Raw genomic sequence first — 16,533 nt, 5'->3', positions numbered from 1 at the left:
TAGACAGTACTTTTATAATTCCTATTCTCCTTCGTAATACTCACCCAAAAACCAGCGAGCCACAAAATCCCAGTTTTCCCGCAACAACTCCTTTCCGTTCTCAAACGGGAACTGTGCTTCCGGCAACAAATCATGTTCCATTCCATATTTCAGCAGATCGAACGGACACAAACCTTCTTCACAAAACAGCTCGTATGCTTCCTCTTCAGCCAGTTCGGCATTGTAGAGCGGATTACGTTTGTCTGCAAAATATTCGGCTACATCAGGACCGATCAACAACCCTTTCGGATTGGCAAAAACCACAAAGTTACCGAACTCCTTTAAGTCAGGCAACAAAGAATCCTCTTCATCTTCCCACTTCAACGACTGCACAAAGAAAAATTTCAGCGCTTCGTAAGAGTCAAAGTATAAAAGCGGTTCACCTTTGCTCGCTTCAAGGAAACGTTCTACGTTCGTAGGCATCTTTTCTCCCGGCAAAGCTACCGGCAGAGGCATCCGCTTCTTTTGCATCAGCTCCGTTTCCATCAGCCAGTCCGTTGCCAGATAATCGCTGATAGGAGCCAATTCGAACGCAGCATCCAAACGGTTGTAAAGCGTATCCGCAAACTCCAGCAAATCCGCATCCATCGGGTTCTCTATTCCATCAAAATCATCGCCAACCGGAGAATTGATGGCCCACAAAAGGAAAACAACATCTTCACGGTTAATTTCGTCCGGCAAATATTCCTCCGTCAGTGCGTAAAAAGGCAAATAACGTCCGTAGCTTTTCCGGTGCCAATGAATAAACTGACGCCAATTTCCTCCGTCTGCTACGCAATCTTCCAAATACAAGGCACACGTCAAAGCCACTCGCTTCTGGTCTTCCTCCCACTCTCTCCCACCGTATATAAAAGAATCTGCCACCAACGGCAATAGCTGGTTAGCGAAATCCAGATACCATTCATCCGTATCCACTGCTTTTGCACGACCATGAGCGTCCAGCCATGCTTTCATATATATCTTCTGTTGCTTCATACTACAAACGTTTCAAAGCCAGTTTGATAACCTTTTCTACCGGAGCATCCGGCTCCTCCTTCAAGATAGCCAACACCACCTTCTGTGAAGGTGCAGCAGCAAAGCCTAGCATCGTCAATGCAGACACCGCCTCTTCCTGCACTTCCGCATTGGCAGGTTGCAACAACAAACCTGCGGAAGCCCCTCCGGCAGCAGACGTACCCATTGTTTTTATCTTATCTTTCAGGTCGACAATCACGCGTTGCGCAGTCTTCAGCCCGATGCCTTTCACCGTTTTCAACATGTTCGCATTTTCGGTACTGATTACGTTCACCAGTTCGGCAGGCGAGAGAGCCGAAAGAATCATACGAGCCGTGTTCCCCCCGATTCCGGAAACGGAAATCAGCAACAGGAAAATCTCCCTCTCCTGCTTCTCGGCAAATCCGTAGAGCACATAAGCGTCCTCACGAATGGCTTCATATATATACAACTTACAGGTTTTCTTTCCCTGAATGGCCGAATAGGTGTTCAGAGATATATTGGCGGCATAGCCCACCCCGTTACAGTCGATTACTGCGGTTGCCGGACTTAGTTCGGCAAGTTCGCCTCTAATATATTCTATCATAGATGACACAAAAATAGAATAAAAAAGCGGAAATCGGAAATCTGGAGTTATAAAGTCTTACAATTATCAACTATATTGCATTTTATTGGCGGAATTATTGACCTATATTTAAAAAAGATATATATCTTTGTAACAACGATGTGCGACAAGAAGTCGCTCAAGTAATTGTTCAGCATGCTGTCTGAACCTATTGTTCCGTCAATAGTAGCCTAAAGAGGCGTGCTTGACTGGCAACGGTCGGGTGCGGAGCCCTCTTGACAACGACGTTCCCTCCTAAACATCCTAGGTGAAGAATGGCCAGGCTGACCGATATGAGTAACGTAGGTGAATCGCTGCACCATCGTAACAAAGAAATGGCTCACGGATGTTAATGAGCCATGCCAAAAGGTACGCAGTCAGGATAGTCCGCTGTTGTTTCGGGCTACACGGATGTTGCACTGCCGGTGGAGAGGCGGACTCTAAGTCGGTCGTTAGTTACTTGTGCGGAACTTGGTAAGCCCGTACTTTTCCCATCAGCTAACTGTGGATGGGTAAGCTAATCGTAAGAGCAGCCGAACGGGGTGCGGGTAAAGGATTGTGGAGAAAGTGAATGCCACGGTGTAATGCTGTGGATAGGGGTTTCAACGTCACCCCACGCGAAAGCGGGCAGACTTCCACAGGGTAATTCTTTGCGAAACGAATGGTAGAACTTAAAGAATGAAGAAACAGCAAAGGAGCGAGGCGCAAGCCAAGTGTGCATCTTCAGCCAAGTGCAGAACATCGTGGAAGGGAATCAACTTCGCACAATGCGAACGCAAGGTAAGGAAGCTACAAGTCAGAATAGCAAAGGCTCTGAAAGAAGGAAGATATAATAAGGTGAAAGCCTTGCAACATCTTCTCGTCACTTCCTTCGAAGCCAAGGTATTAGCGGTAAGGAAAGTGACGTCCAATAAAGGAAAACGTACGGCAGGAGTAGACCATGTACTATGGGACACCGATGCCAGGAAGATAAACGCAGTGTGTTCTTTGAAACGGAGAGGGTACAGAGTCCTCCCACTGAAGAGGGTCAACATACCAAAGAAAAACGGCAAGATGAGACCGCTGGGGATTCCGACCATGAAAGACAGAGCCATGCAGGCTCTCTACCTGATGGCTTTGGAACCTATCACGGAGACAACGGCGGACGCCAATTCTTATGGATTTAGAAAGTTCAGAAGTACGGCTGACGCCATTGACGCCCTACACAGATGGTTAAGCAGGGAGTGTTCTCCCAAATGGATATTGGAGGGAGACATCAAGGGATGCTTCGACCACATCAGCCACCAATGGCTTCTCGATAACGTACGAATCGACAAGCATATCCTAGAGAAATGGCTGAAAAGTGGAGTGTGTTCAACAAACTGCTGCAACCCACTATGGAGGGTACTCCGCAAGGCGGCATCATCTCACCGACACTCGCCAACACAACGCTTGACGGCATGGAAAGGATGCTGAAAGAGAGGTACAAGGTGAGATATATCAATGGCAGGTTCTATCAGCCGAAAGTGAATTGCGTGCGGTATGCCGATGACTTTATCGTCACAGCAGACAAGCGGGAGACACTGGAAGAGATAAGATGCATGTTGAGTGAGTTTCTTGGGAAACGTGGACTCACGCTGTCAGAGGAAAAGACACTGATAACACACATCAGCGAAGGCTTTGACTTTTTGGGGTTCAATGTCCGGAAGTACAACGGTACATTGTTAATCAAACCATCCCCTAAGAGTCAGAAACGGTTCACAGGGAAGTTGCACGAGGTCGTGTTAAAGAAGAACAAGACTGTAGCGCAGCAGAAGCTGATAGAAGAACTCAACCCTATATTGAGGGGATGGGGTAACTACTACAGCGGTGTGGTATCAAAAACTACGTTTTGTAAGATAGACCATATATTAACCAATCAGTTGAAACGCTGGTCTTATCGCAGACATAAGAACAAGTCCGGAAAATGGATAAAGGACAAATACTTTATCAAGGTCGGAAATCGGGACTGGATTTTTGGCTTCAAGTACAAAGATTCCGAGAAAGAAGCTATCTTTGCACTTAGGAAGTTGGCAGACATACCGATTAGAAGACATGTGAAAGTGAAGTCTCAAGCCAATCCTTATGACCCGACTTGGGATGCCTACTTCTTCAAGCGGAAACTAAAAGGCAACCGCTTGCGTACGGCCCGAAAGGGAACTTTATCGGAAATTCACCCATCATCAGAAGGGGATGAGCCGATTTAGGTTTATGAGAACTAAATTTTGAATTATCCGAGCTGTATGCGGGGAAACTCGCACGTACAGTTCTTAATGGGGAAAGCGGCGGTAACGCCGCTGACCTACATAACCAAACAAACCACTACTATTATATACATGAAAAACATATTGATAATAAAAATATTGCCTCGTATATTAGTCCTCTCATTCAGCCTGCTATGGAACGTGTTTACTACTCAAGCCACTCATTCATACAAGGTAGCTCTCGTGCATTCTTACGAAAGAAACTACCATGATGCCCAACGATACCGTCAAACGCTGGAAAAAGAACTAGCTGCCAACAATATCAAATTCGAGATTAGGGAGTATTTTTTGGATTGTGAAGAATTCGACTATTATCTGGAGCTATCACGCGCATCCTACTTCATTGATGAATTTACCAAATGGGGAGCCGAAATAGTTGCCGTGTTCAATAATCAGGCTACCTATTCACTCCTGAAATGTGATAATCCCAAGCTGAAACGCATTCCCGTCGTTTTCAGCGGCCTGTATTGTCCGGACAAGGAATTAATCCGCCAATACCCCAACGCAACCGGCTATGTAGACATTCCCGACTATACCCGAACTATCCGGATGATAGAGCAACTGATGGGAAAATCAAGAGTGATACTGATGAGCGGTATCGGTATTATGAATAATGAAATCTGGTCCAACCTGAACGAACAATGCCGCAAGGCTCATATAATGGCCTACGAGGGAGACGTATTGGAACATATACTAACACACCGTATTATACAGGAAGGGGTTTTCAACCAAGACATGAATACCATCGATAACGAACGCATCGACACCACCGTCGTGATGCGGCTGATGTCCGAGACATTACCTCTTCGTACCATCCAGTTAACGGCACGAGGCACTCATACATATTTCATGCAGACAGCACGCACCTTCTCCTCTCTGGATGCCGCCGATTTTTTCACCAATCCCTCCTTTGCCACCATTAACGATGGATTCGGATCAAAGGATAATATGCTGGGAGGTTACTTTACTCCTCTCGAGACCCAGCTAAAAGACATGGCAAACGGCATTGCCCAACGTCTTCGGGGAGAAATGCCCCGACAACAAATGACACAGTCCCGCAAAGAATATGTACTAAACTGGAAAGTGATGCAACGCTACGGCATTTCAACGAAGAATCTCCCGTCCGAATATCATTTGATGTATATTCCTTTCACCGTGCGCTATCGCTATTACATCCTCTTTAGCTCGGTTTCAGGAAGCCTCCTTGTTTTGCTCCTCATCGCCTACCTGACGCACAGTCTGACGCGTGAACGCAAGCGGAAGAAAGACGCATTGCTTCACTTGCTCTATGAACACGAAACTCTGAAACTTGCCATTGAAGGAGGTACAACCTATGCATGGAGAAAAGAAAAAGACGGACTTAGTTTCGATTCTCACTTCTATAAATTAATAAGCTATCCACGCAAATTCATTACATTAGAACAAATACTTACTTTCCTGCACCCCGAAGATTCCGAATCTTTTCGAAAAAACTTCCTGAAAGGAGATAAACACATCAACTACAAAGGACAATATCGCTGCAACTTCAGCGGAGAATATCAATGGTGGGAATTTCGCTACAGTTTCGTTTTCAATGACGGACAAGCTTCCGTTGTAACCGGTCTGTTGCAAAATATACAAGAAATAAAAGATCGGGAAGCCGAACTGATAGAAGCCCGTCATCTTGCCGAATGCGCCGAACTGCGACAGTCGTTCCTTAACAATATGAGTCACGAAATACGCACTCCACTCAATGCTATTGTCGGCTTCTCCAACATACTGATCAGCGACCCCGACCTCACAGAAGAAGACAGGCAAGAATTCGTTGACATCATTAACACGAACAACGCTCTGCTTCTCAACCTGATTAGCGACATCCTAGAGTTGTCCCGCATCGACTCCGGAACCGTCTCTTTCACAGTGTGTGAAGAAGACTTACGCACACTACTCTACTCCTATTATCAGGCTTTCAGTATGCAGATAAAACCAGGTCTTGAGTTCCTGCAAGACTTTCCAGACAAAGATGTCATTGTACACGTAGATTCGATGCGCCTGCAACAAATAATCAACAATTTCCTGACTAATGCCAATAAATTCACCGACACAGGATATATAAAATTGGGATATCGCCTCTCTACCGACGAGAAAACGGTACGCATCTTCGTAGAAGACACCGGAAAAGGAATATCTCCCAACGAACAAGAAATCATTTTCGACCGTTTCTACAAACACGATGAATTTGCCCAGGGAACCGGTCTGGGACTCTCTATCTGTCGCAGTATCATAGACCGGATGCAGGGCAGGCTCGAAGTGGAATCAGAAGAAGGAAAGGGAAGCCGCTTCATGGTGGTCCTCCCATTAGAATAAATCAACCCTTACCCGACTATTTGAAGAATATAATATGCTAAAGTATTAAATCAAATAATATTATGCCAACTTACAAAAGATTCATACTGGCCGCAGTCACTCTATTCATCACCATCAATCTAGAAGCGCAAATAACCACCTCCAGCATTAGCGGCAGAATGACAGACATGAATAAAAAACCGATCATCGGCGCTACCATTCTGGCCATACACGAACTGTCGGGCACCCGCTACGGCACCGTCACCAATATTGACGGACGATACACCCTTCAAGGAATGAGGGCAGGCGGCCCTTACAAGATACTAGTTTCCTACATCGGCATGAAACCCAGCGAAACCAAAGGTATCATGCTCCAACTGGGTGAAACATTCCGCCACAACGTAAAACTGGCGGAACTCTCCGAGCAACTGAATGAAGTCGTCATTACAGGAAAAGCCGGTGTGGACGCCACCAAAACCGGTGCGGCAATGAATATATCCTCTACCGAAATAAACCGTATGCCGTCTATCAGCCACAGTATCGCCGACGTCACTCGACTAAACCCTCAAGTACGCGTGGCAAACACAGGAGCCATGTACTTCGCAGGTGTGAACAACCGTTATAACAGTTTCCAGATTGACGGCGCCATGAACAACGACGCATACGGCCTAACCGCCAACGGCTCCAATGGCGGACAGGCAGGCACACAACCGGTATCTATGGAAACCATCGAACAGATTCAAGTAAATACAGCTCCGTTCGACGTCCGCCAGTCGGGCTTTACGGGTGGAGCAATCAACGCCATAACCAAATCGGGCACGAATGAATTTCACGGAACGATCTACGGATTCGGAAACAACCAGCATCTTATCGGCAGCAAATATCGCATGATAAACGGAAAAAACAGCGAAAAATACAGAGACCAAAGTGAATATCAGGCCGGTGTAACCCTTGGCGGACCGATGATCAAAAACAAACTCTTCTTCTTTGCCAACTACGAAAAAGCGAATAAAACCTACCAGAATCCTTATGCCATCAACAGTTTCGCTTCTCTGATCGATGCCGCCACAGCCAACAATATCTTGGATAAATTGCGTGAAATGGCCATACAACAAGAAGTTACCTACAACGGAGAACTGAATTCGACGGATGTTTATGCTAAATCCGACAAAGCAGGTTTGAAGTTGAACTGGAACATCAACGACAAGCACAAAGCCTCTATCCGCTGGAGTCTCGTCTCCGCCCGACAGATGAACAGCGCAAGTTCTGCCGCAGTGCTCAACTCCTCTGATTTCAGCTATGATTTTGTATCGAAGACAAATTCTTTCACTGCCGAATTACAAAGCCGCTTCTCGGACCAATGGAGCAACGAATTCCGTATTTCCTACGTGCGTGTACGCGACGAACGTCAGCCGGGCGCACCTTTCCCGATGATTGAAATAGGGAATGTAGGCAATGGCACGCTGCATTTAGGCAACGACCGCTCTTCTATGGAGAACAGCCTGAATCAGGACATTTGGTCGTTCACCGACAACCTGACCTGGTATACCGGCAGACACGCTTTCACTTTCGGAACGCACAACGAGTTTTATAAATTCTCCAACCTGTTTATACAGGACGCGTACGGGAGCTACTTCTTCAGCAGCCCGGACGACTTTTATGCCGGTAAAATCAAGCAATACCGCTTTGCGCAAGCCAATGTAGACGTGACCGGCACTCCTCGTTGGGCCGCCGCTTTCGGTGCCGGACAGCTCGGATTTTACGCACAAGACAATTTTAATGTAACCGGCCATTTAGACTTGACACTGGGAGTCCGCATGGACATTCCCCTCTTCTTCGACACACCCGCCGAGAATGTTTCGTTCAACGAATTCGCAGCATCCAAAGGATGGCACTACAAGACAAACTCCAGGTTAAGCAGTGCTCCGATGTTCTCCCCTCGCTTCGGTTTCCGATGGAACATGGACGGGGCGGGCAAATACATTCTCCGTGGCGGAGCAGGTGTTTTCACAGGACGTATTCCTTTCGTCTGGTTGAGCAATAATTTTTCGGGCACCGGAATCCAGCTTTCTTCCTATATCGCGAGCACAAGCAGCAGCAATCCGGATGCCACCAAAGACCTGTCTTTCATCCTCAACCTGTCGAAGCAGACGCAGAATGTGGAAAAACTGACAGCCAGCGGTTCGCAGACCATCAACATTTTCGATAAAGACTTCAAATTTACTCAAAACCTGCGTCTCAATCTGGGTTTTGACTTCACGCTGGGTGGCATCAACTGGACAGCAGAAGCGATTTTCTCCAAATCATTGAACGACATTTTATATCAGAATCCGATAGTAGACCTGACCGGAAAGACCTTGGGAGAAACCTTTCCAAGCCTGCAATTCGACCAACGCCCCATGTTGAGCAAAATTGAAGGAGCAAATACATATAGCGGTGTCTATGTTCTGACCAACACCAACAAAGGATACACCTACAATTTATCCCTCCAGGGAATGAAGAAATTCGACTTCGGCCTGGACGTAACAGCCTCCTACGCATATACAAAATCGAAAGCACAAAATGACTGTACCGGGTCAGTCGCCCAAACCAACTGGCAATACAACTATACCACCGGCAATCCGAATGACCCGGAACTGGCCAATTCAATCTTCAATGTCCCTCACAACATCCGCGTAGCGGCTTTCTACACGAAAAAGTGGAAAACAAACCACTCCACTGTTATCGGACTGATCTACAATGGCAGCAGCGGTATACCTTACTCTGTCTACTACTACGGCGACCTGAACGGTGACAGCGGCTACAACGACCTGATGTATATCCCAACTGACGCCGAAGCGGACCAGATGAACTTCACCGCCACCTCCGGATATACTGCCGAAGAGCAGAAAACCAATTTCAAGGCTTGGCTGGCAAATGAGGACTACTTGAAGAACCACCGGGGAGAATACTGCCAACGCAACGGCGCCAACGAAAAGTTCGAGCATCACTTCGACCTGCATTTATCACACACCATCAGTTTCGTGACGAGCAAACGTACGTACGGACTGGAATTTTCACTGGATATTGTCAATATAGGCAATATGCTGAATAAAAAATGGGGGCGCACGTATGAATCCGGCGGAACTTACACCCCCGTCACCTATAAAGGCGAAGGCAACTTCCAATTTCTGCACGATGCTGACTACACAATGCATTCTTATAGCGATTATTATTCGCGTTGGCGAGGCCAGGCAGGTGTCAGATTTACCTTCTAATTATATATAATGTGGTGAAAAAAATAAAAAATAATGTAGGCTCCAAACAATTATTACTAGTGTTTTGTTTACTTTTGTGGCAGAAATAAAGAAAAATGTTCATATAAAACCAAGAAAAGAATGAAAAAAGTAAGAGCCGCCATCGTTGGTTATGGCAACATTGGACACTACGTACTCGAAGCACTTCAGGCAGCACCTGATTTTGAAATAGCCGGAGTCGTTCGTCGTGCAGGAGCAGAGAACAAACCGGAAGAGTTGACAAACTACGCAGTCGTGAAGGACATAAAAGAGCTGGGAGATGTAGACGTAGCTATTCTTTGCACACCGACCCGCAGCGTTGAGAAATATGCAAAAGAATACCTGGCAATGGGGATTAATACGGTAGACAGTTTCGATATCCACACCGGTATCGTTGACCTGCGCCGTACCTTGAATGCTACCGCCAAAGAACATAAAGCCGTATCGATCATCTCTGCCGGATGGGATCCGGGAAGCGATTCCATCGTACGCACCATGCTGGAAGCAATTGCTCCGAAAGGCATCACCTACACCAACTTCGGTCCCGGTATGAGCATGGGACACACAGTAGCCGTAAAAGCGATTGACGGAGTGAAAGCTGCCCTTTCCATGACCATTCCGACCGGCACGGGAATCCACCGCCGCATGGTATACATCGAACTGAAAGACGGATATAAATTCGAAGAAGTAGCCGCTGCCATCAAAGCAGATCCTTACTTCGTGAACGATGAAACACACGTAAAACTCGTTCCGAGTGTAGACGCCCTGCTAGACATGGGTCATGGTGTAAATCTGACTCGCAAAGGTGTATCCGGCAAAACACAGAACCAGTTGTTCGAATTTAATATGCGTATCAACAACCCCGCACTGACCGCACAAGTACTGGTATGCGTGGCACGCGCTTCCATGAAGCAACAACCGGGCTGCTACACAATGGTAGAAGTTCCCGTTATCGACCTTCTCCCCGGTGACCGCGAAGAATGGATCGGACATTTGGTATAATATATTTTATATATAAAACAAAATTAAAATAGAGAAAGGTGATACACCTTTCTCTATTTTTTTTATCTTTGTGAGCATACTACAAAAACACAATTATGAGAAAACTATTTATTCTCTGCGCATTTCTGTTACAATTTCTGTCGCCTGTCCACTCGCAACAAGCCACAACAGCCACCATAGAGCCCAATCTAAAGTACGGAAAACCTTCCAAAGAAGAACTATCTCTCACCTCCTATGCCCCCGACACCACCGCTACGGCTATTTATCTTTTCCATCAGGGACAAAGTGACTTCGTCTACCACGACGGTTTTCAACTGACTACCGAGCATTGGGTACGCATCAAAATCCTGAAACCGCAAGGAGTGTCATACGCCGACGTATCCGTTCCCTACTACTCTCCCACCGATAGGGACGAAGGGCAGGAAAGAGCCAGCGACATAGAAGGCTGCTCCTACAATATGGAAAACGGGAAATGTATAAAAACGTCCATGAAGCGGGAGTCCATCTCTTTCGAGCGGATCAACAACCTGTATAAAATGCTGAAATTCTCTCTGCCTGCTGTCAAAGAAGGCACTGTCATCGAATATCACTACAAACTCTACTCCGACTATTTTTCACACATCGACAACTGGATGATGCAGGAAGAACTCCCAATGCTCTACAACCAGTATAAGATCACCATCCCGCATGTGTTCATCTATAACATCGAATTGCGGGGAAAGGACTACATACAAGTGAAACAAAGAGACTCCTCCATCCATGCCACGGAACGTGAGGGATCCAGTGCAGGCGGAGTCAGCAAAGACTTCATCGTTTCGGCACAGGAAACCACCTTTACCTCACGCAACCTTCCGGCTATCCGTCAGGACGAACCCTACTGCTGGTGTCCGGAAGACTACAAGGTGCAAGTGAGTTTCGACCTGCAAGGCACACAATTCACCCCCAACGAATACAAGCCATACAGCCAGAAATGGGAAGATGTAGACAACCAACTGTTGAAACCGGAAAATACACAGTTCGGCAAATACCTCTCCTTCACCAACCCGTTTCGCCCGGAAACTAAACAGGCATATAACAGCGAAATGAGTTTCGAAGAGAAAGTCATCTGCGCCTTCCAGGTACTCAAAAAGAAAATGGCATGGAACGGACGCTATCAGCTCTACAGCAAGGAACTCGAAAAGGTGATTCCCAAAGGAAACGGCAGCAACGCCGACCTGAATTTCATCCTTATCAGCATTCTGAAAGACTTCGGGCTGGAAGCCTATCCGGTAGTTTTGAGCCGGCGTTCGTCGGGCATGCTGCCTTACAACTTCCCTTCCCTGCAAAAACTGAATACGTTCATTGTCGCCGTCTACGACATAAACAAACAGAAATACGTCTTTTTAGACGGCTCCATGGACGTGCCCACTCTCAATATACTTCCACTCGAACTGTCTGTAAACAAAGCGCGTATCCTCTCCCCGAAAGTGAAAGAAGAAAAGAAATGGGTGAACGTAATGGCTCTTGCCGACAACAAAAGTTTTATGAAGATTGAGGCCCGCATGGAAGGAAACCAAGTGAAAGGACATCGCAGCACCATTCTCTACGGACAGGAAGCCGTAGAATATCAGACAAACGAGAAGCACAAACAAGACAGTATCGTTTCGGCCCCCGAAAGCAATGCTAGCCAGAAAAACAAACTCACCGTCACCAACCTGAAAGTGAAAAAGCAGGAAAATGACTGGGCACTGATAGAAGAAGAATTCGACTTCGTCCTGCAAACCGACCAGACGGACAGCCACCTCTATATTAACCCGATGCTCTTTCCGCAACTAAAAAGCAATCCTTTTATCCAGACGGAACGAGTGCTCCCCATTGAATTTCCTTATCCGTACAAGTTTACAATGCTGACTACACTGACTCTCCCCGAAGGATACGAAGTGGAAGAAACGCCCCAACCACAAGTCATCCGGACACAAGGAGACGGCTTGCAGTGCAAATATATGATTCAGAGACAGGGAAATACAATCTCACTTAATTATATTTTCCACCTGAAAGAACCTATATTCCTCACCGAACAATACAAACAACTGCAGGAACTATGGACCAAAGTGATCGAGAAAAACAACGCACTCATCGTGCTCAAGAAAATATAAACTTTACCTATTTATAAAATGATTCGTTCCAGCCACCCCATCCTGAAACAAAAGATATGCCGGGCATTCGGTCTGTCCTGTGCCATTCTTTACCTAAGTCTGCACATACAGCCGGCATGTGCACAGGACATTCTCAAGGATGCCAATTCCATCATCGTGGAAGCACGCACAGAGGTTCTCTGCAAATCCATGACTCAATCCATAGAAAAAGAAAGCCTGACAATCACCGTCCTCAACCGCAAAGGATTGGAGGCAGCCCGTTTCTTCTGCGGATGTGACATGTTCCGTTCTTTGCAGAAATTCTCCGGAGAAATCCTCAATGCCACCGGACAAAGTGTACGTAAGATAAAGAAATCCGAACTACAGAAAAGTGAATACAGCTCTTCGCTTACCACGGACGATTATTTTTATTATTACGAATGTAATTATCCTTCTTTCCCTTTCACAGTGAAATACGAATGGGAAATAAAATGCAACAACGGACTGATCGGTTATCTCCCTTTTGTCCCACAGGCAGAATTTAACCAGGGAGTGGAGAAAGCGACTTACCGGATCGAGCTGCCCGCAGGACAAGGATGCAGATACCGCGAACTGAACACGCAGGGAAAAGGAATCGAAGTGAAGGAGTCCACCGGAGCCGACGGGCAGCAAGTGATCGAAGCCACCGCTTCCAAGCTCTCTCCCATCATCAAAGAACCTTTCGGTCCGGATTTCGCCGAGCTATTTCCACGTGTCTACTTTGCTCCCTCCGCTTTCAAGTACGACAAGTCGGAAGGCGATATGAGCAGCTGGCAAAAGTACGGAGAATGGCAATACCAACTGCTCGACGGACGCGACCTGCTCACCGAACCTTTCCGCGCCAAGCTGCACGAACTGACAGCCAGCTGCACTACCGACCGGGACAAGGTGAAAGCAATCTACGATTATCTGGCCAAAACCACCCGTTACGTGAGCATCCAACTAGGCATCGGAGGTTTACAGCCCATTGCCGCCGCCGATGTTTGTCGCACGGGATTCGGCGACTGTAAAGGATTGTCCAATTACACCCGCGCCATGCTGAAAGAGTTGGGAATTGCTTCCACTTATACAGTCATCAGCACCACCAACGAGCGTTTGCTACCAGACTTCTCCAGTGCCAACCAGATGAATCACGTCATCCTGCAAGTTCCGCTTCCCCAAGATACGCTCTGGCTGGAATGTACAAATCCATCGCTTCCCTTCGGCTATGTCCACCAAGACATTGCGGGACACGACGCCTTACTCATCAAACCGACCGGCGGCCAGATGTATCGCCTGCCCACCTATCCCGACTCGCTGAACACGCAGCACATCGTTGCCAACATCACCCTCTCCCCCACAGCCGAGGCACGGATAGAGGTGAACGAAATCTCCCGGATTTTCCAATATGAGAATGAAGCAGGCATCGTCTATCTGGAGCCCAACAAACAAAAAGACCGCATCCGTTCAAGCATCAACTTATCCCAAGCCAATATTCAGAACCTGCAAATCAGCGAGTGCAAGGAGGCCAATCCGTCTATCACCTTCGACTACACTGCCACCAGCAATCAATACGGGCATAAAACGGGCAACCGTCTGTTTATCCCCACCAATGTGTTCCGAAAAGAATTCAGTGTTCCTCCTGTGACGAAGCGCGCCTATCCCATTTACATCAACTACGGATACACAGATGCCGACAGCATCCGCATCCAACTGCCGGAAGGATATGTAATCGAAGGACTTCCGAAACCGCTTGACGTGAAAAGCAAGTTCGGCAGTTTCCATTCCGATATTCAGGTGAAAGATAAGGAAATCTACATCACTCACCGATTGTTTATGTGCAAAGGGGTTTACAGTCCGGATGAATATGCGGCATTCATTGATTTCCGCAAGCAAGTGGCAGGACAATATGGAGGAAAAATCATTTTAAAAAAAGAATAAGGAGGGAAACGCTTTACGGAAAATAAAGTATCTTTGCGACTCAACATTTTTTGTGACTTAACCATTCAAAAAAAGGAACATTGAAGAACAAACGATACAATAATATAGAAGAATGGGCAAATACCCTTAGTCACGGAGCAGGTATCCTGCTTGGAATCGTGGCCGGATATTTCCTATTGGAAAAGGCTTCCGAGAATATGGAACCGCAGTGGGCAGTTGCTTGTGTATCCGTCTATCTGGCGGGGATGCTTTCCTCTTATATCAGTTCTACGTGGTATCACGGCAGCCGTCCGGGAAAACTGAAAGAGTTGCTCCGCAAATTCGATCATGGAGCTATCTACCTGCACATCGCGGGCACCTACACTCCTTTCACGCTACTTGTCCTGCGGCATGCCGGAGGATGGGGATGGGGAATCTTCGCTTTCGTCTGGCTGTCGGCTATTGCCGGTTTCATTCTTAGCTTCAAAAAGCTGAAAGAACACAGCAACCTCGAAACGGCCTGTTATGTGGGTATGGGTGCGTGCATATTAGTGGCCATGAAACCTTTGCTGGATCATCTGGGAGAACTGGGAGCCACTACTGCTTTCTGGTGGCTGATCGGCGGTGGAGTCTCATACATCGTGGGAGCTGTCTTTTATTCATTGCGCAAACCGTATATGCATGCCACTTTCCATTTATTTTGCCTGGGAGGCAGCATCGGACATATCATTGCAATCTGGCTGATTCTGTAAGGAATGGTAGGGACAAAAAAAAGGCTATCTATCCCAGACAGCCAATCTTTGTTAACCTTAAATCTAATACTATGAAAAACACAGTACAAAGATACGGACTTTTCGGTCATCTCCAAATTTTCAGGCCAAAGCAGCCCAACTTATAACACGGTTTAATAAAAAGCAGAGGTTCGTTAACGTTTAACGCAACAAAGTTAAAAATTAACGAATCGTTTATTAACTATTTAAACAATCAGATCACCTGAATTTAAAACGAACAAACAAACAGATTCACAAATTCGTTATATAGAAAAGAGGAACTTAAAACGAAAACGATTTAGAACGCAAATTTATGGATTGGGAAAATCACCTGATAAAACACCTGCAATGGTCGGACTCCATCATCAACCGGGAGGCAAAAGAACACGTAGCCCGTGAAATTGCCGCCACGGCAAAAGACGGGGATGTGATAGGAGCCGGCTCCGGCTCTACAGTCTACCTGACTCTGTTCGAACTCTCACGACGAATTCGTGAAGAGCACTTGCATATCGAAGTGATTCCCGCCTCACAAGAAATCTCGATGACCTGCATACAGCTAGGCATCCCCCAAACTACCCTCTGGAACAAACGCCCCGACTGGACATTCGACGGAGCGGACGAAGTAGATCCGCAACAGAACTTGATTAAGGGACGTGGCGGAGCGATGTTCAAAGAGAAACTACTGATTAAAAGCAGCCGCAAAACGTTCATCATCATCGACCCCAGCAAGCGTGTGAATCAGTTGGGAAGCAAATTTCCCATCCCTGTAGAGGTCTTTCCGGAATCACTGACTTATGTAGAGCATGAGTTGCAGCGACTGGGTGCCTCGGAGATTGTTCTTCGTCCCGCTCGTGGCAAAGACGGACCTATCTTTACAGAAAACGGCAACTTTATCCTCGACACCCGTTTCAACTACATTGACTCTTCGCTCGAAGAACAACTGAAGGCAATCACCGGTGTTATAGAGAGCGGACTTTTCATAGGTTATGACATCAAAGTGATCGTGGCGGAATAAAATAACACAAGCTGAAAATCCTATTTTGTAGAGACGTAAATTTGATTTGTTCTAATGCAAATTAAATAGTATGGCTTTACCTTTATTTTAGTTAGTAGAACTAGGTTATCTGACACCCGGGTCTCAGACATAGTGCCTGTTGCACAACTCAATCATCGTATCAATTATCTCAAAAT

11 protein-coding genes and 1 pseudogene are annotated in these 16,533 nt (G+C 46.6%); 10 read left to right on the top strand and 2 right to left on the bottom strand.

The window, feature by feature from the left end; genetic code table 11:
* Positions 1-21: 21 nt before the first annotated feature.
* Positions 22-1,014, bottom strand: a complete 993-nt coding sequence (locus tag DXB58_RS12580; RefSeq protein ID WP_122136945.1) for a DUF3843 family protein — start codon at positions 1,012-1,014, stop codon at positions 22-24.
* Position 1,015: 1 nt separating this feature from the next.
* Positions 1,016-1,618: a Holliday junction branch migration protein RuvA gene (ruvA, locus tag DXB58_RS12575; RefSeq protein ID WP_122136944.1), complete on the bottom strand. Its 603-nt coding sequence runs from the start codon at positions 1,616-1,618 to the stop codon at positions 1,016-1,018.
* 696 nt (positions 1,619-2,314) lie between these two features.
* Here ruvA and DXB58_RS28365 point away from each other — a divergent pair.
* From DXB58_RS28365 to rpiA, 10 genes and pseudogenes are all read left to right on the top strand, one after another.
* A pseudogene (locus tag DXB58_RS28365) lies at positions 2,315-2,566 on the top strand (reverse transcriptase N-terminal domain-containing protein); the annotation flags it as partial.
* 123 nt (positions 2,567-2,689) lie between these two features.
* Positions 2,690-3,091, top strand: a complete 402-nt coding sequence (locus DXB58_RS28360; protein ID WP_254009566.1) for a reverse transcriptase domain-containing protein — start codon at positions 2,690-2,692, stop codon at positions 3,089-3,091.
* The gene (locus DXB58_RS28355; protein WP_254009567.1) at positions 3,013-3,861 is read left to right on the top strand and encodes a group II intron maturase-specific domain-containing protein; all 849 of its coding nucleotides are present in this window, start codon (positions 3,013-3,015) and stop codon (positions 3,859-3,861) included. The genes DXB58_RS28360 and DXB58_RS28355 overlap by 79 nt, the downstream gene beginning before the upstream one ends.
* Positions 3,862-3,990: 129 nt before the next feature.
* Entirely contained in the window at positions 3,991-6,264 is a 2,274-nt protein-coding gene (locus tag DXB58_RS12565; RefSeq protein WP_122137013.1) for a PAS domain-containing sensor histidine kinase, read from the top strand.
* A gap of 62 nt (positions 6,265-6,326) precedes the next feature.
* Complete coding sequence (locus DXB58_RS12560; RefSeq protein WP_122136943.1) at positions 6,327-9,500, top strand: carboxypeptidase regulatory-like domain-containing protein; 3,174 nt, start codon at positions 6,327-6,329, stop codon at positions 9,498-9,500.
* Positions 9,501-9,620: 120 nt separating this feature from the next.
* On the top strand, positions 9,621-10,520 hold the full coding sequence (locus DXB58_RS12555) for a diaminopimelate dehydrogenase (protein WP_122136942.1): 900 nt from the start codon (positions 9,621-9,623) through the stop codon (positions 10,518-10,520).
* 95 nt (positions 10,521-10,615) lie between these two features.
* On the top strand, positions 10,616-12,655 hold the full coding sequence (locus DXB58_RS12550) for a DUF3857 domain-containing protein (RefSeq protein ID WP_122136941.1): 2,040 nt from the start codon (positions 10,616-10,618) through the stop codon (positions 12,653-12,655).
* 18 nt (positions 12,656-12,673) lie between these two features.
* A complete protein-coding gene (locus DXB58_RS12545; protein ID WP_122136940.1) occupies positions 12,674-14,593 on the top strand; it encodes a transglutaminase family protein in 1,920 nt (639 codons plus the stop codon).
* Positions 14,594-14,673: 80 nt separating this feature from the next.
* Positions 14,674-15,324 carry a hemolysin III family protein gene (locus tag DXB58_RS12540; protein ID WP_008998787.1) on the top strand — a complete coding sequence of 217 codons (651 nt, stop codon included), beginning with the start codon at positions 14,674-14,676 and terminating at the stop codon, positions 15,322-15,324.
* 331 nt (positions 15,325-15,655) lie between these two features.
* Entirely contained in the window at positions 15,656-16,357 is a 702-nt protein-coding gene (gene rpiA / locus DXB58_RS12530; protein WP_122136939.1) for a ribose 5-phosphate isomerase A, read from the top strand.
* The last annotated feature ends 176 nt before the right edge of the window (positions 16,358-16,533 follow it).

Source organism: Bacteroides sp. OM05-10AA (assembly GCF_003439055.1).
GTDB classification, from domain to species: Bacteria; Bacteroidota; Bacteroidia; order Bacteroidales; family Bacteroidaceae; genus Bacteroides; species Bacteroides intestinigallinarum.
The sequence above is the reverse complement of the archived record's forward strand: the minus strand, read 5'-3'. Positions and strand labels throughout refer to the sequence as shown.

Coding starts and splice junctions, on each gene's coding strand:
- DXB58_RS12580 (WP_122136945.1), bottom strand. CDS start 1,014: ATGAAGCAACAGAAGATATATATGAAAGCATGGCTGGACGCTCATGGT.
- ruvA (WP_122136944.1), bottom strand. CDS start 1,618: ATGATAGAATATATTAGAGGCGAACTTGCCGAACTAAGTCCGGCAACC.
- DXB58_RS28360 (WP_254009566.1), top strand. CDS start 2,690: ATGAGACCGCTGGGGATTCCGACCATGAAAGACAGAGCCATGCAGGCT.
- DXB58_RS28355 (WP_254009567.1), top strand. CDS start 3,013: ATGGAGGGTACTCCGCAAGGCGGCATCATCTCACCGACACTCGCCAAC.
- DXB58_RS12565 (WP_122137013.1), top strand. CDS start 3,991: ATGAAAAACATATTGATAATAAAAATATTGCCTCGTATATTAGTCCTC.
- DXB58_RS12560 (WP_122136943.1), top strand. CDS start 6,327: ATGCCAACTTACAAAAGATTCATACTGGCCGCAGTCACTCTATTCATC.
- DXB58_RS12555 (WP_122136942.1), top strand. CDS start 9,621: ATGAAAAAAGTAAGAGCCGCCATCGTTGGTTATGGCAACATTGGACAC.
- DXB58_RS12550 (WP_122136941.1), top strand. CDS start 10,616: ATGAGAAAACTATTTATTCTCTGCGCATTTCTGTTACAATTTCTGTCG.
- DXB58_RS12545 (WP_122136940.1), top strand. CDS start 12,674: ATGATTCGTTCCAGCCACCCCATCCTGAAACAAAAGATATGCCGGGCA.
- rpiA (WP_122136939.1), top strand. CDS start 15,656: ATGGATTGGGAAAATCACCTGATAAAACACCTGCAATGGTCGGACTCC.